The sequence below is a fragment of the Rhodococcus sp. Leaf225 genome (assembly GCF_001426145.1).
In the GTDB taxonomy this organism is placed as follows: Bacteria; Actinomycetota; Actinomycetes; order Mycobacteriales; family Mycobacteriaceae; genus Rhodococcoides.
The window spans coordinates 47,700-70,007 of record NZ_LMRN01000019.1 but is presented as its reverse complement, the minus strand read 5'-3'; the positions used below and the strand labels follow the sequence as shown (position 1 = coordinate 70,007).

At 66.8% G+C, this 22,308-nt stretch carries 20 protein-coding genes; 11 read left to right on the top strand and 9 right to left on the bottom strand.

Annotated elements, in window-relative coordinates:
- Nucleotides 1–457 precede the first annotated feature (457 nt).
- The 6 genes from ASG69_RS12820 to ASG69_RS12795 form a co-directional block, all read right to left on the bottom strand.
- On the bottom strand, nucleotides 458–2,107 hold the full coding sequence (locus ASG69_RS12820) for a GIY-YIG nuclease family protein (protein ID WP_235578951.1): 1,650 nt from the start codon (nucleotides 2,105–2,107) through the stop codon (nucleotides 458–460).
- Between the two features lie 209 nt (nucleotides 2,108–2,316).
- Nucleotides 2,317–3,084 carry a DeoR/GlpR family DNA-binding transcription regulator gene (locus ASG69_RS12815; RefSeq protein ID WP_056448224.1) on the bottom strand — a complete coding sequence of 256 codons (768 nt, stop codon included), beginning with the start codon at nucleotides 3,082–3,084 and terminating at the stop codon, nucleotides 2,317–2,319.
- Nucleotides 3,085–3,093: 9 nt separating this feature from the next.
- Nucleotides 3,094–5,259 (bottom strand): 4-hydroxythreonine-4-phosphate dehydrogenase PdxA, encoded by a 2,166-nt coding sequence (gene pdxA, locus ASG69_RS12810; protein ID WP_056448221.1) that lies wholly within the window; start codon nucleotides 5,257–5,259, stop codon nucleotides 3,094–3,096.
- 76 nt (nucleotides 5,260–5,335) lie between these two features.
- On the bottom strand, nucleotides 5,336–6,019 hold the full coding sequence (locus ASG69_RS12805) for an SDR family NAD(P)-dependent oxidoreductase (RefSeq protein ID WP_056448218.1): 684 nt from the start codon (nucleotides 6,017–6,019) through the stop codon (nucleotides 5,336–5,338).
- The gene (locus tag ASG69_RS12800) at nucleotides 6,007–7,188 is read right to left on the bottom strand and encodes a sialidase family protein (protein WP_056448533.1); all 1,182 of its coding nucleotides are present in this window, start codon (nucleotides 7,186–7,188) and stop codon (nucleotides 6,007–6,009) included. The genes ASG69_RS12805 and ASG69_RS12800 overlap by 13 nt, the downstream gene beginning before the upstream one ends.
- A gap of 14 nt (nucleotides 7,189–7,202) precedes the next feature.
- On the bottom strand, nucleotides 7,203–8,780 hold the full coding sequence (locus ASG69_RS12795; RefSeq protein WP_056448216.1) for an ABC transporter substrate-binding protein: 1,578 nt from the start codon (nucleotides 8,778–8,780) through the stop codon (nucleotides 7,203–7,205).
- 242 nt (nucleotides 8,781–9,022) lie between these two features.
- On the opposite strand from ASG69_RS12795, the gene ASG69_RS12790 reads away from it, so the two are divergent.
- The 11 genes from ASG69_RS12790 (at nucleotide 9,023) to ASG69_RS12740 (ending at nucleotide 18,370) form a co-directional block, all read left to right on the top strand.
- A complete protein-coding gene (locus ASG69_RS12790; RefSeq protein WP_235578950.1) occupies nucleotides 9,023–10,057 on the top strand; it encodes an ABC transporter permease in 1,035 nt (344 codons plus the stop codon).
- Nucleotides 10,058–10,999, top strand: coding sequence for an ABC transporter permease (locus tag ASG69_RS12785; RefSeq protein WP_056448213.1), 942 nt, complete (start codon nucleotides 10,058–10,060; stop codon nucleotides 10,997–10,999). It begins immediately after the preceding gene.
- A 1-nt stretch (nucleotide 11,000) separates the two neighbouring features.
- A complete protein-coding gene (locus ASG69_RS12780) occupies nucleotides 11,001–11,828 on the top strand; it encodes an ABC transporter ATP-binding protein (protein WP_051613142.1) in 828 nt (275 codons plus the stop codon).
- Nucleotides 11,825–12,658, top strand: coding sequence for an ATP-binding cassette domain-containing protein (locus ASG69_RS12775; RefSeq protein WP_056448210.1), 834 nt, complete (start codon nucleotides 11,825–11,827; stop codon nucleotides 12,656–12,658). The genes ASG69_RS12780 and ASG69_RS12775 overlap by 4 nt, the downstream gene beginning before the upstream one ends.
- The gene (locus tag ASG69_RS12770) at nucleotides 12,655–13,617 is read left to right on the top strand and encodes an aldo/keto reductase (protein ID WP_235578949.1); all 963 of its coding nucleotides are present in this window, start codon (nucleotides 12,655–12,657) and stop codon (nucleotides 13,615–13,617) included. Before ASG69_RS12775 ends, ASG69_RS12770 begins: the two co-directional genes overlap by 4 nt.
- Before the next feature lie 10 nt (nucleotides 13,618–13,627).
- Nucleotides 13,628–14,389: an HpcH/HpaI aldolase family protein gene (locus tag ASG69_RS12765; RefSeq protein ID WP_056448207.1), complete on the top strand. Its 762-nt coding sequence runs from the start codon at nucleotides 13,628–13,630 to the stop codon at nucleotides 14,387–14,389.
- A gap of 202 nt (nucleotides 14,390–14,591) precedes the next feature.
- Nucleotides 14,592–15,017 (top strand): DUF4262 domain-containing protein, encoded by a 426-nt coding sequence (locus tag ASG69_RS12760; protein ID WP_056695792.1) that lies wholly within the window; start codon nucleotides 14,592–14,594, stop codon nucleotides 15,015–15,017.
- A gap of 195 nt (nucleotides 15,018–15,212) precedes the next feature.
- The gene (locus ASG69_RS12755) at nucleotides 15,213–15,677 is read left to right on the top strand and encodes a hypothetical protein (RefSeq protein ID WP_056448204.1); all 465 of its coding nucleotides are present in this window, start codon (nucleotides 15,213–15,215) and stop codon (nucleotides 15,675–15,677) included.
- Between the two features lie 73 nt (nucleotides 15,678–15,750).
- On the top strand, nucleotides 15,751–16,122 hold the full coding sequence (locus ASG69_RS12750; protein WP_056448201.1) for a DUF1801 domain-containing protein: 372 nt from the start codon (nucleotides 15,751–15,753) through the stop codon (nucleotides 16,120–16,122).
- A 179-nt stretch (nucleotides 16,123–16,301) separates the two neighbouring features.
- Nucleotides 16,302–17,642 carry a hypothetical protein gene (locus ASG69_RS23325; protein ID WP_321163728.1) on the top strand — a complete coding sequence of 447 codons (1,341 nt, stop codon included), beginning with the start codon at nucleotides 16,302–16,304 and terminating at the stop codon, nucleotides 17,640–17,642.
- Nucleotides 17,643–17,662: 20 nt separating this feature from the next.
- Nucleotides 17,663–18,370, top strand: coding sequence for an HD domain-containing protein (locus ASG69_RS12740; protein ID WP_056448198.1), 708 nt, complete (start codon nucleotides 17,663–17,665; stop codon nucleotides 18,368–18,370).
- A gap of 3 nt (nucleotides 18,371–18,373) precedes the next feature.
- Here the strand turns inward: ASG69_RS12740 and ASG69_RS12735 are convergent, their stop codons facing one another.
- The 3 genes from ASG69_RS12735 to ASG69_RS12725 form a co-directional block, all read right to left on the bottom strand.
- Entirely contained in the window at nucleotides 18,374–18,721 is a 348-nt protein-coding gene (locus ASG69_RS12735) for a hypothetical protein (RefSeq protein ID WP_235578948.1), read from the bottom strand.
- Nucleotides 18,718–21,147, bottom strand: a complete 2,430-nt coding sequence (locus ASG69_RS12730) for an ATP-binding protein (protein ID WP_162246785.1) — start codon at nucleotides 21,145–21,147, stop codon at nucleotides 18,718–18,720. The genes ASG69_RS12735 and ASG69_RS12730 overlap by 4 nt, the downstream gene beginning before the upstream one ends.
- A 132-nt stretch (nucleotides 21,148–21,279) precedes the next feature.
- Complete coding sequence (locus ASG69_RS12725) at nucleotides 21,280–22,266, bottom strand: LacI family DNA-binding transcriptional regulator (protein ID WP_082544668.1); 987 nt, start codon at nucleotides 22,264–22,266, stop codon at nucleotides 21,280–21,282.
- Between the last annotated feature and the right edge of the window lie 42 nt (nucleotides 22,267–22,308).

The window sequence follows — 22,308 nt, the reverse complement described above, 5'->3', positions numbered from 1 at the left end:
CGACGACGCTGGGCCAGCAGTGGAACGTCCGAGGAGGAGCCAGGTAACCAGTCCGATGACAGCGAGTAAAGCTATCCCGGCCACGACCGCGAGAGTGACGATCAGTCCCTTGTTGGAAGAGTTCTGTGGCTGCGGGTAACGGTTGAAGCCCGGCTGGGATGTCGGGTACTGATTCGGAGGGAAGCTCTCGGTCGGATACTGCCCGCCGCTGGAGTAGTCGCTGAAGGCCCGGCGAGAGGGGTCATCAGGGGAAGTCATGTAGTGGGTCCTCACAGGGGCGCGCAGAGAGTGTCCGAACTGTTCGGTTCGCGACCTTACGACCGGTTGTCGTCACGAACGTCTCACTCGTTACACAGCTTCTTGTGACGAGTCACCACTGACAAGTTTCCTGCACTGGGTCCCTCACGCCCACGACGCAATCGCGGGTACGAGGGACCGGAGTGAACGACCTTCTATCTCATTCGCTTGTCTCAGCTGCGCTAGCTGAGGATGAAACTTCCTGCAGAAGCACATCGCTGTGATAGCGGGCCCATGGCGACTTGCTGGTACGGATTGTGTCGATGAGAACGGATGCGGCGGCGCGCCACGGGAGTGCGTCGAGCATTGCAAGGGCGGCGTCGTCGAAGGCGAAGTCGACCGTCACGTCATCACCATGTGCAGCGGCGTAACCACGACGGTGGAAACCCAACAACGGGTATTTCTCCTCGAGCGCTGCGATGGATTCTCCCGCTCTCGCTTCGAGTTCGGAGGCTGACACCACCACGCCACCAAGCAAAGGCGGGTCTTCCGCCCGCGTGGAACGGACGGCCCAGGCAACTTCCATCTGACCGACATTGAGGGTGTAAAGCCTCTTCTTTCCCTTCCCCGCAGACGTACCGGGCATCAGAGAGAGACCCCAGCTCACGCCTACATCGGAGCGATCTCCCAGTGTGTGATCCAACAGCGACCTGAGGTGGTCGCGTACGAGCCGCTGAGGATCTGCTGTCACGAATCTGCCGAACTTCTTCTCGTCCCCCGAGTTGGCCGGCTCTTCCCGGTCGGTGAGCGGAGGCTCTTCGAAGGCCGCATCATCGCCCATCGGGGTAGCTGAGTCCTGCACATCCGCATCCTCGAGCCCGAGGCGCATGCCTGCCGCCGTGGCCAGCTGAGGTGAGTGTGAGGTCTTGTAGCCCGACTGCTTCTTCCTCATCACTGCAAGCGCGTGGCTTCCGGCTGATCGAGCGACACCAGGGATGTCGAACGCGTCCCCGAGGTCACCGATGTCGTCGACTTCTACCGTCTGCTCGAAGACTCCAGCGGACAGGTGCCCTCGTGGACCGACCCGTACGTGCTTGGAGAGAGATCGCCACGGCTTCCTCAGGGCAAGCTTGCGACGCTTGGGGAGATGTCGCCCATCGACGAACATTCGCACGGTCAGCTTCTTCGTGTCCGGGTTCTCCCAGATGAAGAAGGTCTCGAGCATCGCCATCGACACACGCAGCAGGAGTGTGTTCGACGATCCCGGATAGCAGCTGACCGTCCAGAACGTGGCCTCCGTGCGAGCTGGGAATGGTACACATCGATCCAGGTACATTCCCAACGCCGCAATTACTTCCGCATGACGCGGGTGCTTGAGCAACTTGTCGTAAGACCGCTCGTGTGCGGCGAGTTGAGACTCCGTGTACTCGGGGCCGAGCGATCCATCTCGACGATTGACCTCAACAGGATCAACCTCCCACTCTCTCTGCTCGCCGGGTGTCACGATGGAGTCGAGTTGGGTTTCGCCGACGATGACGGCGGAGTGTTCGCGGTTGAGAAGCACCAGACCGTCTCGTTGCGCGGAATGGACCAACGCTCGTTCCACGACCCGCAGGCTGACATCATCGCGAGCCTCCGGTCGAAGCCGAAACGACAGAACGTCGCCGTAGGTCCTGCGGTGCTGCGCCAGTCGAGCCGCGATATCGATGGAAATTCCGATGTACGCCTTGCCGTCGGGGAACTCCAAGAGATAGAGGCCGCGAGTCCGCGGCTTGATTTTCTTCAGCGCCTTCGTATCGAACTCGATCGGGGACCCGTAGCCGTTCTTGTCGGCCCATCGCGCTATCGCGGGGTCGTGCACTGGAACCATCTGCGTCATCCTTGCTGCTGTGCGGTCCTGACAGCGTCGGAACATACCCCGAGTGGCCGACAAAAATCGCTCATGGATGACCTTTACACATGGCGCAGAACAACACTGACGACGTGTCACATCCGATCGTGGCGCTTTCGCTCCGCTCACGCCACCTATCGTCGGGATCCCGCGCGACAGGGCGCCGAGAGGAGCAGAAACTCCACCGCTCAGACGACGACGACCGTGACCCCGGCGTCGCGGAAGGGCTGCACCTGCTCCTCGGTCGCGCCGGCATCCGTGACCAAGGTGACGCCCTCGGGGAGGGGTGCCCAGGCGTGGAACGGACGCTGACCCAGCTTCGCCGCGTGCGCGAGCACGTAGACCGTGCCGGCCCGCTCGATCATCAACTCCTTGAGCCGGGTCTGCTCCAGCTCGGCCTCGCAGATGCCGCGGTCGGCGGTCACCGCGTCGGCACCGAGAAAGGCGCGGTCGAAGGACACGCGAGCCAACGACGCCTCGGCGAGCGGCCCGACGAAGCCCTGCGACAGGTGACGCAACGTACCGCCCAGGCACTCGACGCGGACGTCGTCGGCATCCGCCAGCGCCTCGAGCGCAGTGAGACCCGCGGCGATGACCGTGAGGCCCGTCGAGTCACGGAGGTACTCCCCCATGGCACCGACGGTGGTGCCGGCGTCGAGAAGCACCGTCTCGCCCGGGCGCACCTCTCCCGCAGCCCACTTCGCGATCGAACGCTTGGCGTCGAAGCCCTCGACCGCACGCTGTCGCAGCGACGACTCGGGGTGTGGGTCGAGCGCGATCGCGCCACCGTAGGTGCGCGCGAGAAGTCCCTCGGCGGTCAGCTGCGACAGGTCCCGACGAATGGTCGAGGCCGTCACGCCGAACTGCACGGACAGGTCCTCCACACTCGCCAGACCACTCGTCTTGGCCAGGCGGACGATCTCCGCGCGCCGCGCCTGTGACTCCCTGAGCGCCATACCCGAAACCTAGCCGACGTCGGCAGTGCTGGTCGCCAGTTCGGCGGCCTGTCGCAGGGCTTCCACCATGCTGCCGGCCTCGGCGATGCCCTTGCCCGCGATGTCGAACGCGGTGCCGTGATCCACGGAGGTACGGATGACGGGGAGTCCCACGGTGATGTTCACGCCGGCCTCGATGCCGAGAACCTTGACCGGTCCGTGGCCCTGGTCGTGGTACATAGCGACGATGAGGTCGTAGTCACCGCGACCCGCGAGGAAGAAGGCGGTGTCGGCGGGCAGCGGTCCGACGGCGTCGATTCCGTCGGCCTGCAGCTTCTCGACGGCCGGCACGATCTTCTGATCCTCCTCGCCGTACCCGAACAGGCCGTTCTCGCCGGCATGCGGGTTGATACCGCACAGGCCGATCTTCGGGTTGCTGTTGCCCGATCGCACCAGCGCCTCGTACCCGCGGCGGACGGTCCGCTCGACGAGACCCGGCTCGATCTTCGCGACGGCGTCGAGCAGTCCGATGTGGGTGGTCACGTGGATGACCTTGAGCTTGGGCGTCGAGAGCATCATCGACACCTCCTCGGTACCGGTGAGGTGCGCGAGCAGCTCGGTGTGACCGGGGAAGATGTGTCCGGCGGCGTGCAGCGCCTCCTTGTTGAGCGGCGCGGTGCAGATCGCCTGGACGTCACCGGCGACGGCCAGTTCGGCTGCGACACGGATGTATTCGTAGGCAGCATGTCCCGCCACTGCGGACAGCTCGCCCCAGGCCAGATCCGCGGGCAGCAACCCGAGGTCGATGACGTTGATGCGCCCGCTGGTGAACTCGGCATCGGCGATGCGCTCGATCGAGACGATGTCGCACTGCACACCCAGCACGTCGGCCGCGAGTCGCAGACGCGCGGCGTCACCGATGACGACGGGCTTGCACCACCCCGCCACCTTCGCGTCGAGCACGGCGGGGACGATGACCTCGGGGCCGATGCCCGCGCCGTCGCCCATCGTCAGGGCCACGACGGGCAGGTCGAGGGTCTGGAGATCGGTCGATGTCATGGCTGTGTCCTTCGGTCGGAGCGTGGTGTCCGGCGAGCCGCCGGTGAGGTAGGAGTGGATGGCGGACAGGCTCTCTCGGTCTCCGAAACTGCCCGGCCGCGTGACGACGCGTCGGCCCCGCGGGTCGACGGACACGACAGCGCCGTAGTGCACGTGTCCTAGCGGGCGCAGGGTGTCGATACCGAGCGCGGTGATGACGGCCCGTGCCGTCTCACCGCCGGTGAGGGCGAGGTCGACCGACAGTCCGTCGGCCCCCGCTCGGACGTACTCGGCCAGGGCGACGGACAGGTCACGGGTACGCGCGACATCCACGGACCCGGTCACGGTGAGCGCGACCGAGCCGTCACGCAGGGCGGAGGAGAGCTCCCGTGCGTCGGCGAGGCCGGCAAGCACGTCACCCGCGTCCACGGTGAGCAGCCGCACCCCGTCCTCGACGAGACGACGAACCTGCTCGACGGCGACCGAGGAGGCGGTGCCCACGACGACGAGGACGGGATCGCCTGTGCAAGCAACGGTCCGAGGCTCGGCCGACCCGTCGAGACCGCGGGCGACGGCGGCAGCGAGGGCAGAGGTACCCACCAGGATCACGTCGGGTCGCTCCGCCACTGCCGCCACCACCGCGTCGAGATCGGCGTCGGACTCGATGTCGCACACGACGACCCCGGCCGCGGCGGAGAGCGTGTCGATGGTGACGAGCGGAGCATCGAGCATGTGCGGCAACGACTCCGGGGGCTCGTCGAACTCGGCGTGCCACAGGTCGGTGTCGACCAGGGGCGCTCTGTCGACGTGGAGCACGCCGCCACGGACGACGCGGTCCAGCAGTGGCAGACCGCCCGCGACGACCACCGGCCCGCGGGCCGACAACGCGCGCACCGTGGCGGCGACGTTCCCGCGCAGAAGCGAGTCGATCTTCGCGAGCACGCGTGCGCCTGCGGGTACGGAACGCAGTGCAGAGGACACCAACGATTCCGCCTGCTCGGCAGCCAACGCTCGGGTATCGAGGTCCACGACAGACACTGTGGCGGAACCGATCACGGCATCGAGGGTCAGAGACACATCGGACGTGCGGTCGAGGAACACCCCGGCGACCTCCGCGGCGCCCGAGAGGTCGTCGGCCAGTACGACGAGTGAGGTCATCCTCGTACCACCCTTCCCCTTGTTGCGCGAATCACGCAGACAACTGTAGCCCAATTGCGTGTTTCGCGCAGGTGGTTCACAACGACGCTCCCGCGCACTGCACGATCGCCTGGCCGGTGATGTTGCGGCCGAGAGGGCCGAGCAGGAAGCGGATGAGCCCCGCGACCTCCGACGGGTCGATGAAGGCTCCGAGAGGCGGGAGCTTGGGCGGAGTGTGCGCGCGCGACGGATCCCCCAGCATGGCGGTGTCCGTGGGACCGGGCGCAACGACGTTGACGGTGATGCCGCGGGACACCAGTTCCATGGCCCACGACCGTGCCATGCCCGTCAGCGCGGACTTCGTGGCGACGTACTGGCTCTTGCCGGCATTGCCGGTCATGGTGCGACTTCCGACGAGAACGACTCGGGCACCGGGTTCCAGAGCGTCGACCACGCCGTTCACCAGGACCTCGGCCGCGGCGACATGGACCTGCCACATGTCGCGGAGGTCGTCGACGTTCAGCGACCCGAGCGGAGCCGAACGCTGCAGTCCCGCAGCGTGAACGACGGCGTCGACCGCGGACAGACCCGACGCGATCTCCGCCACCGAGTCCAGATCACCCAGGTCGGACTCGACCCACGTCAGGTTCTCGTGCTCGATCTCCGGTTGCCGACGACTCAGCCCGGTGACACGCCACCCGTCGTCGAGAAGCGAGAGGGCCGTCGCCGCACCGATTCCGGAGCTGACGCCCGTGACGACGGCGTGCTTCACGACAGCCACTCCGGCTGCACCTCGCAGTACTCGATGGCCTGACGGAAGCGCGTGAAGGCCACGTGCAGCGTCGGACCGTCGGCCACGATGGACGGGTACGAGAACTCGCGGTTCAATCCGTCGCGGGAGTTGTTCGACAGGCAGTACCCGTCGCCCTCCTCCAGGTTTCGGCGCACCGGCCAGGTGACACCGCGATCGGATGAGATCGCCAGGGCCATCGGCGCTCGGGGTGCGCCCCAGAAGGCGTGCCGCGGGTCGCCGTCGTCCAGAGGCGAGTCTTCCTCGACCGTTTCCTGCTTGTCCGCGATGCCGTGATCGTCGATCTCGTCGTACAGCGACAGTCGGCGCGCCGTGGCGTCCTCACGACTGGACTCGTTGTACACCAGGGCGAGTCGATCGTCGGCCAGCACGACGAACTGCACCGACGAATTGTTGTTGGGCAGCTCGGTGGGGACGGGAGCGCTCCACGTGTCACCGTCGTCGTCCGAGACAGAACGGTAGACGTGGTCCGCCCAGCGGCTGCGGTAGAGGGCGACGAGCTGATCGTCGGACACCCGGCCGATGTTCATGTGGACGCACCCGATGCTGTCGGGAACGACCACCTCGCGCCAGGTGACGCCGTCGTCGTCCGACACCATGACGCCGGAGTAGTCGCGGTCGCCCACCCACTTGCGGCCTTCGATGCGGACGCAGTGGAAGACAGGCAACAGGATCCGGCCGGAGGGCAGCGTGACCATGGGCTGGCGTACGAACACGCCACCGGCCTCGGTCTCCGGGATGAGGACGCCGGTGTCACCCCAGGTGCGCCCGCCGTCGGGCGAGATCCGCCGAAGCACCCGTGCGGTGTCCTGGTTGCCGGCGTGTTGCGAGGTCCACAGCAGCCAGATCTCGCCGGACTCACGCACGTTCAGCACGGGATTCTGCTCCGACCGCGTCCCGTCGTCCGACAGACGAATCGGCTGCGACCACTCGTCGCCGTCCCGTCGGGAGAACCACACGCTGATGTCCGGAACACCTTCCTGTGTGCCGGCGAACCAGACGCAGGCAAGCGAACCGTCAGGCAGCACAGCCAGATTGGCCGCGTGGTTCTGCACCTCGGGCGGGGTCAACAGCGCATCACGGCGCCCGGGCTCGGCGGTGGGGCGCACGATGCCGTCGGCATCCAGGGTGGTGGTCACGGGGATCTCCTCGATCAACTGACGAGTGTCGCGGCGGACAGGTTGTAGGAGTTGGTGGGACGCAGGGTCACGTCCTGGATGCGTTCGCGACGCGCCATCACCGACTTGGGAACGAAGGACCACAGGCAGGGCACGGTGTCCCAGATCTGGCGCTGTGCATCGGCGAGAAGCTGAGTGCGTCGGGTCTCGTCGACCTCCTCGGACGCACGCGCGATGGCCGCGGCGATGTCGGGGAACATGTACCCGTGGTAGGTGTCTCGGGTCTGCTCCTTCTCCGGGGTGCCGGCGTACATGCCCTGCATGATGGTGATCGCGAGCCCGGTCGGACTCGGGAATCCGTTGCCCAGGATGTCCCAGTCGCCCGCCTTGCCCTGACGCCACTGCATGATGTCGCCGCCCGGCTCGAACTGCTGCAACGTGGTGCGGACGCCGATCGCCGAGAACATCTGGACGACGGACTCCATGATGTCGGTGTCGGCCGCGAACTCGCCCGACTCCCAGATGATCTTGAGTTCCAGATCGGAGATGCCGAGCGCGTCGAGCTCGCCACGCGCCCGTGCCGGGTCGTACGTGTACTCCCCGGTCTCGATGGCGCCGTCGAGGATCGCCGGAATGACACCCTTGGACGCGGTTGCCGATCCCTGCATGACCTGGTCGATCAGCGCCAAACCGTTGATGGCGTACGTCAGCGCGCGGCGTACCCGAGCATCGGCGAGCGGATGGTCGGCAGGCTTGCGGAAGTTGTAGAAGAGCTGATTCAGCCGGACGCCGTCGACCCGGTCCACCACCACGTTCGACAGGCCCTCGAGCTGGTCCGCCGCGTCGGGCGTGATGGAGTCGATGACGTCCACCTCGCCGCTGCGCAGCGTGACGACGCGCGAGGACTCCTCGGGGACGAAGCGCACGCGCACCGTCTCGATGTTCGGCGCAGTGCCCCAGTACTTCGTGTTGCGTTCGAGCGTGTAGTTGCCGGTACCGCGATCGGCCGACGTCACGACGTACGGGCCCGAGCCGAGACCGGTCTGCAGTTCCTCGGGCTTGTTGTCCGCGGCCGGCGTGATGAGGATGTTGGACATCAGGTAATCGAGCACGGGGACGGGCTTGGTGGTCAGCAACGAGAAGCTGGTGTCGTCCATCTGCTCGACCGTCGGCCACTCGGGGAAGAAGCCGCCGACGAACGATCCGTCGACCTCGCTGTACATCCGGATGGCCGTCGCGACGTCCTGCACCTGCACGGGCGAGCCGTCGGAATACACCGCGCCCTGACGCAGGTGCACGAACCAGCGGGTGGGCTCGACCAGATCGAAGCGGTCGGCGAGGACGAGCTGCGGCTTCAGGTTGGCGTCGATCTCGGTGAGGGCCTGACGCACGCCGCGCTGCACGGTGAGGGCGGCGTCGAACTGGTTGAGCTTGTTGTCCAGGCTCACCAGCGACCGGTTGAGCGCCAGGCTCACCGTGGTCGGGCCCGGTGTGCCGGTAGGCGTGGCGCACGCACTGGCACCCGCGCCCAACACCACGCCACCACCGAGCAGCATCCCGCCGCGCAGGAGATTGCGGCGGGAGAACTGCTGGTTGAACGGCGATCTGGTCATCGTCGACCTCTCTTCGAACTTCGAGCGTCATGAGGGGCTGCGGGTCAGGAGCGGAGCTGCACTGTGACCGCAAGCACACCTGGACTGTACGCAGGTCTGCACACAACACGCAACTATGAAGTACTACTTGCGTGATCCGCGCACAAGTGCCATTGTGAGCTGAGTTACATCGAAGCCCGCGCTCGTGACCAGCCAGCGCAGAGGCATCTCCCGAAAGGTCGTTCGATGCACACCACGAACACATGCGCAGTCCGACGGACGGTGACCCGGTGACCGCCGGCATGATCGCGCCCGCCGACGCGCCGGCCGCCGAACCCGCGAAGACGAAGTCGAAGTCCGCGGGCACTGCGCGCTACATCGTCAAGCGGCTCGGTCAGAGCGCGCTCGCGATCTTCCTGACGCTCACTACGGTGTTCGTGCTGATCCGCCTCGCACCCGGCGACCCCGCCTACGCGATGGCGGGCCCGCTGGCTTCCAGCGAGGACATCGAGCGGATCCGTCAGAGCATGGGGCTGGACCAGTCGATCATCACGCAGTACCTGAAGTACCTGCAGGGACTGCTGCAGCTCGACCTCGGGACGTCGTACTCGTTCCAGGCGCCCGCCTTCGACGTGGTGCTCGATCGACTGCCCTACACACTGACGCTCACGGTCGCCTCGATCGGCTTGACGACGCTTCTGGCCATCCCGCTCGGTGTCTGGATGGCACGCCGCGCGGACACCCGCCGCGAACTGGGCGCCAACGTCGTCACGATCGCAGGACAGTCGATGCCCGACTTCTGGACGGGCCTGATGCTCATCACCATCTTCGCCGTGGTGATCCCGATCTTCCCGGCCGCCGGCTTCGCCACGTGGTCGTCGCTCGTCCTGCCCATGGTCACCGTCGCCATCCTGCAGATCGCCCTGATCTCCCGCATGGTGCGTCGGGAGATGTTCGGCGCCTTCGGGTCCCAGTACGCGACGGTCGCCCGCGCTCGCGGTGTGTCGGAGCGGAAGTTGATCTGGCGCTACGCATTGCGCAATTCGTCCATCCCCGTTCTCACCGCCCTCGGCACGCGCTTCGCGTCGATGCTCAACGGTGTCGTGGTGGTCGAGGTCGTGTTCGCCTGGCCCGGTGTCGGATCGCTCGTCGTCCGCGCGCTCGAGACCCGCGACTACCCCCTCATCCAGGCCACCGTGCTCGTCACCGCGGTGCTCGCCGTCCTCGTCCAGCTCCTCGTCGACCTCTGCTACCCGCTTCTGGACCCCCGCGTCCGCCTGGGGAAGGGAACGTCCTAGATGACCACAACACTCGAGCCCCCGCAGGCGGAGCGCCCGTCGGCGGTCACCGCGAAGGACATCGCCAAGGCAGGCTCCACTCGGCGCGCCCGCGACAGCCGACTGAAGATCTGGGTGGGCAGCGTCTGCGCACTCGTCGTGATCCTCCCCGTCGCGTTCGCTCGCCTACTGCCGCTGCAGGATCCGGACGCCACCGATCTCGGTGCCCGCCGTCTCGCACCGCTCACCGACGGCCACCTGTTCGGAACAGACCAGCTCGGACGCGACCTTCTCGCCCGCGTTCTGTACGGCGGCCAGGTATCACTGCTCGTCGGCATCCTCGCCGTGCTGGTCTCCGGACTCATCGGCCTGACCCTCGGCTCCGTGGCCGGCTACTTCGGCGGCTGGGTAGACACCGTCATCAGCCGGTTGCTCGAAGCGCAGCTGTCCCTCCCGCTGCTCATGATGCTGCTCCTCGTGGTCGCCCTCTTCGGGCCGTCCATCCCGGTCATCACGTTCGTCATCGCGATCGCCCAGTGGCCCGAGATCGCCCGTCTGACACGCTCTCTGGTGCTCGTGGAGCGCGAGAAGCCCTACGTCGCCGCGTCGCGGGTGCTCGGCCTCGGCAAGGTCGCCATCCTCACGCGCCACATCATCCCGAACGTCATCAAGCAGACCTCACTGGTGGTGCTGCTCCTGCTCGCCCAGGCGGTGCTCCTCGAGTCCGCGCTGAGCTACCTGGGCGCCGGACCGCAGCGACCGTTCGCCACGTGGGGCCGCATCATCTCCGACGGACAGGACTACATCACGACGTCGTGGTGGCTGGTCACCCTGCCGGGCCTCGTCATCGTGCTCCTCGTCATCGGCGTCAACCTCCTCGGCGACGGTCTGCGCGACCGTCCCGCCGGCTCGGGCCTGAAGGCTCTGCTGGGGCGCTTCGCCATCTCGGGAAAGAAGGCCTGACATGACCGAGTCACTGCTCACCGTCGACGAACTGCAGATCGAGCTGGTCACCGACAACGGCATCGTCCGCGCCGTCGACGGGGTCTCCTTCGACATCGCGCCGGGCGAGACCGTCTGCATCATCGGCGAATCCGGCTCCGGCAAGTCGACCACCGCGATGGGGATCCTGGGGCTGCTGCCCGACGATCTCGCGGTCCTCTCCGGCCGCGCACGCTGGAAGGGCACCGACATCCTCGGCGACGACAAGGCGCTGCGAAAGATCCGGGGCGCGGACATCGCCCTGATTCCCCAGGACCCGATGACGGCCCTCTCCCCTGTCCACACGGTGGGGTCGCAGCTGCGAGAGGCCATCCACCACAGCGGTGTCCGCGGCAAGTCCGCGCAGACCACCCGCGCAGTCGAGCTGCTCGATCAGGTCCACATCGTCAACCCGGCGGACCAGCTGAACAGGTACCCACACCAGTTGTCGGGCGGCATGTTGCAGCGTGTCCTCATCGCATGCGCCCTGGCCGCCGATCCCGACCTCATCGTCGCCGACGAGCCCACCAGTGCACTCGACGTCACCGTCCAGGCCAGCATCCTCGACCTCATGCTCGAACTGCAGGAGCGCACCGGCATCGGCATGCTGCTCATCACCCACGACCTGGGTGTGGCCCGGCTGATGTCCGACCGGATCCACGTCATGAAGTCGGGCCGCTTCGTCGAGAGCGGCGACGCCCAGTCGATGGTCCGCAATCCCCAGAACGCCTACACCAAGAAGCTTCTCGACGCGGTTCCCCAGCTGGGCACCTGGTCGGGCGCACCCGCCGATCAAGGAGTCCCGGCATGAGCCTGTTGACCGTCGACGACCTGGTCGTCGAGTATCCCGTCGCCACCGGCACCTTCCGCGCTGTCGACGGTGTCAGCTTCAGCGTCGACAAGGGCGAGACCCTCGCGATCGTCGGCGAGTCCGGCTGCGGGAAGTCGACCATCGCCAAGGCCATCGTCCGGCTGCTGACACCGACGTCGGGACGGATCCTCGTCGACGGGGTCGACATCGCCGGGATGAAGGAGCGGGCCCTCAAGCCCTTCCGCTCGCGCGTGCAGATGGTCTTCCAGGACCCGTACGGCTCGCTGGATCCGCATCTCACGGCCGTCGACATCGTCGGTGAGCCGCTGCGCCTCAAAGGTGTTCGCTCCAAGGCGGACCGGGCCCGACGTGCCGCCGAGCTGATCGACCAGGTCCAGCTGCCGGCGTCGTCTTTGCACCGCCGACCGGGCGAGTTCTCGGGGGGCCAGCGTCAGCGCATCGGCATCGCGCGTGCGCTGGCGTCCGAACCCGAGATCCTCGTGTGCGACGAGGCCACCAGTGCGCTCGACGTGTCGGTGCAGGCGCAGGTGCTCGACCTGCTGCGCACCATCCAGCACGACACCGGCATCACGTACGTCTTCATCTCGCACAACCTCGGCGTGGTGCGGGAGATCAGCGACAACGTCGTCGTCATGCGCAAGGGCGGCGTGGTCGAGAGCGGCCCCACCACAGACGTTCTGACCACCCCGCAGCACCCGTACACGGCAGCCCTGCGCGCCGCGGCACTCGACCCCTCCACGATGGAGGGCGTCAAGCCGCGCTACGTTCTGTCGGGTCGACCGGCACCTACCTCTGGAGTTCCCGCATGATGTTCGGCTCCCTGCCTTTCGGCCCGATGGTGTTGGGCACCATGACCTTCGGTGACACTGTCGATCTCGACGGGTCGCGCGCTCTGCTCGACACGGCACTCGACGCCGGCATCACCCACATCGACACCGCCAACGGGTACGCGGGCGGCGAGTCCGAACGCATCCTGGCGCAGTTGCTCGCCGGTCGACGCGACGAGGTCACCCTCGCCACCAAGGGCGGCATGTTCCTCGGCGACGCCGACGGCCACTCACCCCTCTCGCCCGAGGGGCTGCGGCTCGGACTCGAGGCCAGCCTGCGCCGGCTCGGAACCGACCACGTCGACCTCTTCTACCTGCACCAGCCCGACCGCGCGTCGTCGCTCGAGGACACCCTCGGGACCGTCGCGAAGCTCGTGGCCGAGGGCAAGGTGGGAGCGCTCGGCGTCTCGAATTTCGCCGCCTGGCAGATCGCCGAAGTGAATCGCGTGTGCGACGAGGTGGGTGCGCCGCGACCCGTCGTCGCGCAGCAGCTCTACAACCTGCTGGCCCGCCGCGTCGAGGAGGAGTACGCCGAGTTCGCCGCCGTCAGCGGCATCACCACGATGGTCTACAACCCGTTGGGCGGGGGCCTCCTCACCGGCAAGCACTCGTTCGACGAAGCGCCCGGCGAAGGACGATTCGGCGACTCGCGTCTGGCCGAGATGTACCGCGAGCGGTACTGGAACACCCAGATCTTCGACGCGATCACGCGCCTGTCCGCGGTGGCGTCGGACGCCGGCATGCCACTCACCGAGCTCGCCCTGCGGTGGCTCCGATCGAAGCCTCTCACCGGACCGATCCTGTTGGGCGGCTCCAAGACCAGCCACCTGCAGGCCAACATCGACGCACTGGGCCGCGGTCCGCTCTCCGACGACGTCGTCGCCGCGTGCGACGAGGTCGGTGCGGCACTACGCGGTCCGATGCCTGCCTACAACCGATAGGAAACCTTTCATGTCTGCCGCCGATTTCGCCCGTCGCATCCGTTCCCGTGAACGGGCACTGGGCTACTGGTCCGTCATCGACTCCCCCGTCTCCACCGAGTGGCTCGCCCACGTCGGGTGGGACTACATCTGCCTCGATCTGCAGCATGGCCTCATCGGTTACGACGGAATGCTGCGCGGACTCACCGCCATCGACGCGGCTCAAGGCCCGGCCGGACTGGTACGGGTCGAGTCCAACGACCAGACCTACATCGGCAAAGCACTCGACGCCGGTGCGCGCGGCGTCATCGTGCCGCTGATCGACACCGCCGAGGACGCCGCCCGCGCCGTCTCCTACGTGCGCTATCCCCCTGCCGGCGTGCGCTCGTACGGTCCGATGCGCTCACAGCTGCGCGTCGGACCGCTTCCCGCCGAGGCGAACGACAGTGTCGTCGTGCTCGCGATGATCGAGACCCCCGACGGCCTCGAGAACGTCGAGGCCATCTGCGCTGTGCCCGGACTCGACGGCGTGTACGTCGGGCCGTCGGACCTGCGCATCGCCGTCGGTGGCGCCTCCCCCTCGGACAGCTCCGTGGACGACGTGTTCGACGCTGCTGTGGTGCAAGTGCAGGAAGCTGCCGCCGCGGCAGGGATCGCGGCCGGCATCCACACCCCCTCCGGCGAGGTCGCGGCGCAGCGCCTGGCGCAGGGCTACACCTTCGCGACCGTGGCCTCGGACCTCACCCACCTCAAAGCTGTGTCCGAGGGGCACCTGAAGGCTGCGCGGAGGTAGGGGTTCCGGTCGAGCGATCCGCGCCGAGAGGAGCGCGAGTGGGCCTGGTGTTCCACTCGTGAGCCGTGCGGGCGGGATCCCGCGCGCAGGACACGCAAGTGGAACACCACGACCAGAGCTGCACCGCCTGTCGTACCGCCGCGTTACCTTCCTCCTCCGCATCGACTTCCGGGGGGAAACTATGTGCAGAGGGTGCGTCTCAGTGCCGGACATCAAGAGGAAGATCGCGCGCCACGGGTGGGCGGTGACTGCCGTGGCCGGGTCGGATCACGAGGTACCCGACGTCGCGTACACGACGGGCCTCACCAGCAGGTCGTTGCCCGAACTGATCGTCTACGGACTGCCGTTCCATCTGTCGGGGAGCCTGCTCCACGACATGGCGTCGCAGATGGTCGCCGGTCTCGCACTGTCGTCCGGGATCACGATCCGCAGTGCGACCGGCGACGAACCGGACATCGTGGTCATTCAGGCCGTCAATACCGCGGACATGGTGGTCACCGGTGCGCTGTACTCGGACTTCACTGCGCTGCAACTGGTGTGGCCGGACGTCGACGGCCACTTCCCGTGGGAGCCCGAGTACTCCATCTGTGCCCACCACCAGCCACTGATGGGCGTGGGGTGGGTGTGACGGTTCGGGCCTGACCCGGGCGTGGTGTTCCACTGTCCGCCCTGTCGAGCGGGTTCCCGCGTCCGACATCGGAGGAAAGGGACACCACGCCCAGCGCGGAAGAACAACGAAATGGTCACAAACCATTCGGCCGAGTAACGAGTCGCCCGGAGATGCAGACACACTGAGGACACCAGACCACCCGAGAGGATCCTCATGCGCTCGCTCACGAAGCTCGCCGGAGCCGCGTTCGTCGGCATCACCGCCGCGACGATGTCCATCGTCGGTGCCGGCACCGCGTCCGCGGTCGACTATCCCGCACCGGTGCCCGTCGATCCGGCGGCCTTCCTGCAGGGCGATGTCGCTTACTTCTCCACCGGCGCCGCCAACTGTTCCATCACCCCGGCGGGGGTCGTGGGTTGCGATCTTCCGGGCGGCGAGTACCTCACCCAGATCCCCTTCGCCCCCGTGGTCTACGACGTGGCGATCGACGTGCCGTGGTTCCCGGCTCACCCGACCTTCGGGATCGGCGGCCCGCGTGGGCGTGCTGGGAGCACTCCCCTCGGTGGCTCGCTCAGCTACGGCGGGGCCACCTGCTACATCGGCTTCAAGGGATCGCTGAACTGTTCCTCGATGGGTCACTCGTTCACGGTGTGGACGCCGTACATGACGTTGAGCTGACCTGAACGCAGCGAGTCACTTCGGATCGGAGCCGCCGTTCTGCTGTGATCGCGCAGTGGACGGAGGAGCAGCCATGGAACCGAGTGCCGAGATCGACGGCCTGATCGCCCGACACCCCGACTGGCGCGGTGCCGCCCTGGCGGAAGCACGACGGGTGATCCTGTCGGTGGACGACGGCATCGTCGAGGGCTGGAAGTACATGGGCTCCCCCGCCCGGGATCTCGACGGGCCGCTCATCGTCGGCGACATCTTCAAAGCGAAAGTGAAGCTCGGCTTCCAGTACGGGGCATCGCTCGACGACCCGGAGGGCATCTTCAACGGTGAGCAGCGGCGCTTGTACGAACTCCTCGAAGGTGACGTCGTCGACGAGGAGGCCCTTGCGGGGCTGGTCCGAGCAGCGATCGAGCGGAACCGGAACACGAAGGCTGAGTCGCGCACGAAGTAGCTCGGCCGCGATCGAGCATGCCTGGCACCAACGCCGAGTCGTGGGCATCTCGGTGCGCGCAGGTGCCCGAAACGTGTCGGTGCCCTGCTGTAAACAGTGAGTAGGCAGACGGATGATTCCTGCCGGCGACGCTCGGTTCTCCGACGTCGAGCTAGCTGTTCGCACAGAATCGAGAACCCATGGACCACGACAGTCGCGGCTTGGGCGGTATCCCCGCCGGCAATCCCGGTTTCACTATCGCAGTCGAGATCGACCGACCCTTCGACCAGATCGAACCGGACGAATACCTCCGGCTACTGCACTTGGTCGGTGACGACGCGGCCAGGATCGACCGATCCCGACTCGGTCACGCACGCGTCGTCCTCGACGTACCCGGCAGCGGATGGTGGGTCTCCGGACAGGCCGCCCTCCACGCCGTCGACAGGCTCGCAAAGGAGTGGACCGTCCTCGGTGTCGAGACGAGCCGATCGGACCTCTGGTCCACCAGCCCTCACATGGCCGAAAGTCGCCTCCCCCGCACTCGCCGACTGCCGGCGAGTGGGGGCACGCGGTACACCGTCATCATCGAGATCGAGCCGTACGACGAGCTCGTCGATGACGTGGAGCTGTCCGACTACTTCCGGTCCAGGGAACGCGCGGACGTCGTCGTCGCCGACAACGGGCGTCGGCACATCATCGTGTCGAGGCGCGACTGGGACGTCTCCTGGGCCTGCCAACTCACCGCCAAATCCCTCCATGTCATCAGCAACGCGTGGTCCATCACACGCATCAGGACGGTCGAGACCGCGGTATGGAAACGAGAGCACTCTCGTCCGCGCGCCGACAATCGGCCGACGGCAATCCCGGAGTGGCAGTACGCACTCCGCATCGACGGCACCAGATGCGTCGTCGTCACCGACAAGGATGTCGACCTGGACAACTGGTACGCGAAGTACACCAACTCGGACGGCATGTCGGGCGTCGAGCAGTTCTTCCACGGCCCCGCCTGGTTGACCGACGACGGCGTTGCGAACCTTCGGAGGAACGGCGACGCCATCGACGCATGGATCGCTCCCCTGCCCCGCGGTGGACTCCTCGACAACATCACCGACGGATACGGCCGAGTTCTGCCCGTCGACGACTCCGAGGGCACCGCAGCATGGTTGATGGAATCGATGTTCGACAAGCCCGCCGGCCTGATCATCGAACTCGGTCCCAGCGACTACGACCCCGACGACGAGAGGGACGTGTTCAACGCGCAGATCCACGTCCTCGACGACGGCGTGTACATGGTGCGCCGATCGCGAGCCGTTCTCCAGCGACTCCGACTGGTCGACCACGGTGTCGAGGGGTTGGAGCTGGACCACTGGCATCACGACGACCACTTCGACGACTGCACGGACGGTTATCTGTTCAGCCGCGACACCCAGCTCATCGCCAACGCGTGCGTCGCGTGGTTCCGGCAGAACGGCGTGACCGACGAGCGCAGTGCGCTGGGCTGCTCCTACGAGTTCGTCGACGAACTCCCCCGCACCTCCTGACAGTCCCACGAGAGGACCCCATGACATCGACGTCCGACGCCCTCACTCGCGCACTGAATGACGTGCCGTTGAAGGAGATGGACCCGTCACTGCTCGCCCACGCCATCCGGTACGAGGCGCGCGGTCGAGGACTCGAGACCTCACCGCTCGAGGATGCTCTCGCCGTGGCGTCCTACGCCCATCTGATGCAGCGCCGCACCACTCGCGGCGATCAGATCAACGATCCGTACATCACGCACCCATCTCGAAACGTGCTGCGTCTCATGAGGTACGGATGTGCTGATCTCGACGCACTCGTGGCCACGGCCCTGCACGACACCGTCGAGGATCAGTCCGACCGCATCGTCGATCTACTTGGCGGGAGCCAGGCTCTCGGCGCACTCGAGGCACACTTCGGTGCGGAGGTCGCACGCCTCGTCGCGGCTGTCACCACCCCGCCGCGCACCGGCGAGGACCGTGTTGCGCAGTACGTCGAACACGTGACGGCGGTGATCCGCGATCCAAAGGTGTTTCTGGTGAAGGTGTCCGACTTCGTCGACAACGCCGGCAGCCTGAAGTATCTGGTCGACGAAGCCAAGCGGACGAAGCTGCTTCGCAAGTACGCACCCCTCGTGACCATCTTCGAGGCGGCCGCCACCGAGCACGGCGAGGCGCTCGGACTGACGGCGGACGGGATGGCGAATCTGCGCGGACACCTGGCGTCGATCAGGGGGCAGACCAGGGGCTGATGATCACGCGTCGACGAGAAACCCGGCGACAGATTCGCACACAGTACGCACCTCTGTAACGGTGGGCGACAACTCGTAGGCGTGGTGGTGGCACGCCTGAGACAGACGGCCCCAGGCATAGTCGAGTGTGCGTACCGACTCGTCGTTCGGCGCGAGCGCATACAACACGATCAGCCTTACTTTCATGCTGGCGTGAACGACACCCTCGCCGACCGCTGCGCAGCGCGCCTCGACCACCGACTCGAGTGCCTGCCGGGCGAGTACGGCTGCGAGACGGGCATTCTGGCCGGTCACCGGTTCCTCCTCGAGAAGTCGCCGGGCGTATCCGAGCAACTCCGCGGGCGTCGTCACGGCGCCGCCAAGAGTTCGTCGACAAGTTTGTTCAGATCGCTCGCGTGAGACTTGGTCGGGATGGAGCCGGCACCGTGCACACCCTTGTTGGCGTAGTTCAGCGAGCCGCCTCTCCATTCTCGATAGGACAACCACGCGCCGATCTCCTGGTCGGACTTTCCCATTGCCAGCGCGATCCGGGCCCTGGTCCTCTGAGTCTCGGACCACGTGCGCTCCAGGTCGACCCATGCCGTGCCGTCTGCAGTCTGGGTCCGGACGTAGCGATCCCAGGCTGCTGCTTCGATCGCCAAGCGGAAGATCGCTTGCACTGCCCGACGCTTGACCTCGTCGGGTAGGAGCTCGTCTCGAACCGTGGCATGAACGTCGGTGACGTAACGCTGAGCAGGCGTGTCGGCCTCGGCCAGCCGAACCGAGGATCCAGCCTCGCGCGTCACCTCGACGAGTCGGGCTCCGATGGACCGTCGGCGCAGTGCGGCCGGCAGTCGATCGTCGTGCGAGAAGACCACGACCTGTCGGGTGGCTGCGAGATCGACGAGAACGTCGACGAATCCGTCGATCTTGGCCGGGTCCATCGCCTGGATGGGATCGTCGAGAACGAGGAATCGGAACGGGCTTCCCTCGGTGGTCGCACGCGGAATGAACAGCGCCAATGTCAGTGCGTGCAGCTCGCCCTGACTCATCACGGACAGGGCCCCCGTCGGCTGACCGTCGACCGACGCCTCGATGCTGGCTTTACGGCGAGTCGCGCGGCCCTCCAGAGTGATTCGACCGATGTCGACGTTGGACTCCTGCCTCAGCATCGACCAGATGCGACGGGCCTGGTCACCGATGGGCGCCAACCGCTCGTCGCGCAGGACATCGATGTGCCCGGAAAGCCACGTCCGCGCGGCGTCGACGCGGGTGAGCTGTTCCTCGACCGCTCGCGCCTCGCGTTCGAGGTCGACCCATCGGGCGAGCTGTTCCGCGAGTGGCGTCCACTCGGTCTCCAACTGGGCGAGTGCCTGCGCTGCCTGCTCTCGCACTCCGGCTGCGGCGTCGATGAGCACCGGCAGCGATGCTGTGACGTGGTCGCCCAGAGACATCGTGTCCGAGGGCACGGCCCGCGCTGTGTCACGAGCGGCCCGGTAGACCTCGAGGTCCAGTCCACCGGTGTCATCGACGGCAAGCGGTGCTGAGAGAGCGAGGTCTCGCAGGGAGCGCGCTGCCGCATCGAACTCCGACTTCGCGTCGCGGTAGCGCTGGGTGTCCGTTCGACCCGCCTCGAGCGCGAGTCGCGAACGTTCGGCCCAGACGTCGTCCAAGATCCCCTCACCACACACGGGGCACGGTCGACCGTCACCGCCGGAATGCAGTTCCAGAGCGCTGGCCAACAGGTCGAGCAACCGTTCCTGTTCGTCTGCCACCACGCCGGTCACAGCTGACAGAGCGTCTCGGGCGCGTTCGAACCGCGACACCGTCCGGTCAATGTCGCTGATCTCAGCCGTCCGCAGTGTGGCCAGACGCCGCAGGGCCGCCACGACCGTCGACGACGCCGCCTCGGAACCTGTCGCGATGCCCGCGACGACGTCGAGGTCGGGCTTGTGCTTGCGGAGCTGTTGGAATGCCGCAGCGGCACGTTGATCGCTCGACGCTTCGACTGCCGCCTTGACCGACTTCTTCGACTGGGTCGCCGCGGTGCGCGGCTTCTTCAGCTCGCCGTGCCTCTCGGCCAAGCGCTTCTCTGCAGCCGCCACCGCGTCGAGACCCAGTAGTTTCGCAATGGCGTCGTAGAGGGCCGACGGTTCTTGTTCGAACATCCGGCCGACCTCGTCGTACGACAGAATCGGTCGATGGGAATCGAGTGCGTCGCGCCACCCCAGGGTGTCCGTTCCGGTCGACCTCGCCGCCTTCTTCTCCTGAACCCAGAATGCGGCATCGTCGAGCTCCGCCCCAGCGGACCAGTCGACACCGACCGTGGTCTCGGGTCGCCCGTCGATGGTCAGCCCCACACGGATCGACGCCTCGCCGTCGTAGTGCATGTTGCGCCAGGACGACGCCCACACGACGCTCTTCTTGTTCGCACTCCAGCGGTACGACTTGCTGGTGAGAGCGAACTCCAGTGCTTCCGCGAAACTCGACTTGCCGGATCCGTTCCGTCCCGACACCACCGTGATGCCAGGCCCGGGTACCAGGGACAATCTCGACGTCGGACCGATGCCCCTGAACCCGGTCACCTCGATGGAGGACACGAATGCCCCGACGGGACCGTCCTGGGACGCGGGTGAGTCCGGCTGCAGCGCCTCGTGTTCCACGGTTCCGTGAAGTTCGCTGGCGAGCTCGGCGTCGCCCTCCAGCGCCGCGAGAACGACATACGCGATCTCGTCGGTGACAGACGCGTCGTCCGTCAGGGCCTGAGTCACTGTGTTGATCAGTTCTGTGTCCGTCACGGTCACGATCTGTGGCACTCCCTCGTACGTTCGACGCCGCCGGTCGAGCGCGACGAATCAGAACGTACCTGCCGGTTCCGACAGCGCGAGTCGTTTCCGATCGGACGGGCCGGGACGTGCCGAGGCCCCTCCTCAGTCGGCCGGCGCAGCCGTGCTCGCTCGGGTGACCAGGCTGGGGGCGATGCTGAAGCGTCGGGTGCTCGACTTCCCGGACTCGATCTGCTCGAGCAGGATCTCGACGCTCCGGACGCCCACCTCGCTGAACTCCTGGCGGATCGTCGTGAGCGGCGGTGAGTAGAACTCGGCGTCCGGAACATCGTCGAAACCGACCAGGCTGATGTCCTCGGGAACCCGCCGCCCGTGGGCGTCGAGCGCGCGCAGCACTCCGAGCGCCATGGAGTCGTTGCCTGCGAACACGGCGGTGACACCTTTTATTTGCGCGAGGACGGTGCCGGCCGCGTAGCCCGACCGGGCGGTCCAGTCCCCGTTCATCATCGGCGGCGGATCGATCCCCCGCTCCTCCTGCACCGACCGCCACCCACTCACCCGGTCCGCGGCCTCGTACCATCCCAGAGGCCCGGCCACGTGCCACACCTCTCGGTGCCCGAGTTCCAGGAGATGCGACGTGGCGTCCCTTGCTCCGAGGACCTGGTCGACGGACACCACCGCGAGATCTCCGGCGGGCGATCCCTCGACCGCGACGAGCGGCAGTTCGCCGGCCAGCCCCGCGATGTCGCCGTTGTCGGTGCGCAGCGGCGCGACCACCACCACACCGTCGACACCCTGCTTGTGCAGACTCCGAACGCACGCGTTGATGGCGTCCTCCTCCAGCGAGGTCGGAACCCCCACCAGCACCGAGTAGCCGGCGTGCCGGGCGGCCCGCTCGACGCTGTACAGCGTCGAGACCGGTCCGTGCAGAGCAACTCCCGTCGCGACGATGCCGATGGTGCGGTTGCTTCCGGTGACCAGAGCCCGAGCCGCGGTGTTGGGCCGATAGCCCAGCTGGGTGATGGCCTGCGTGACCCGCGCCCTGGTCGCGTCGGTGACGTGGGGATGACCGTTGATCACCCGCGAGACGGTCTGATGGGACACCCCGGCAAGTTTGGCCACGTCCGTCATGGCCGGCCCTCGAATCGGCGTCACAGTCCCCCCAGTTCACTC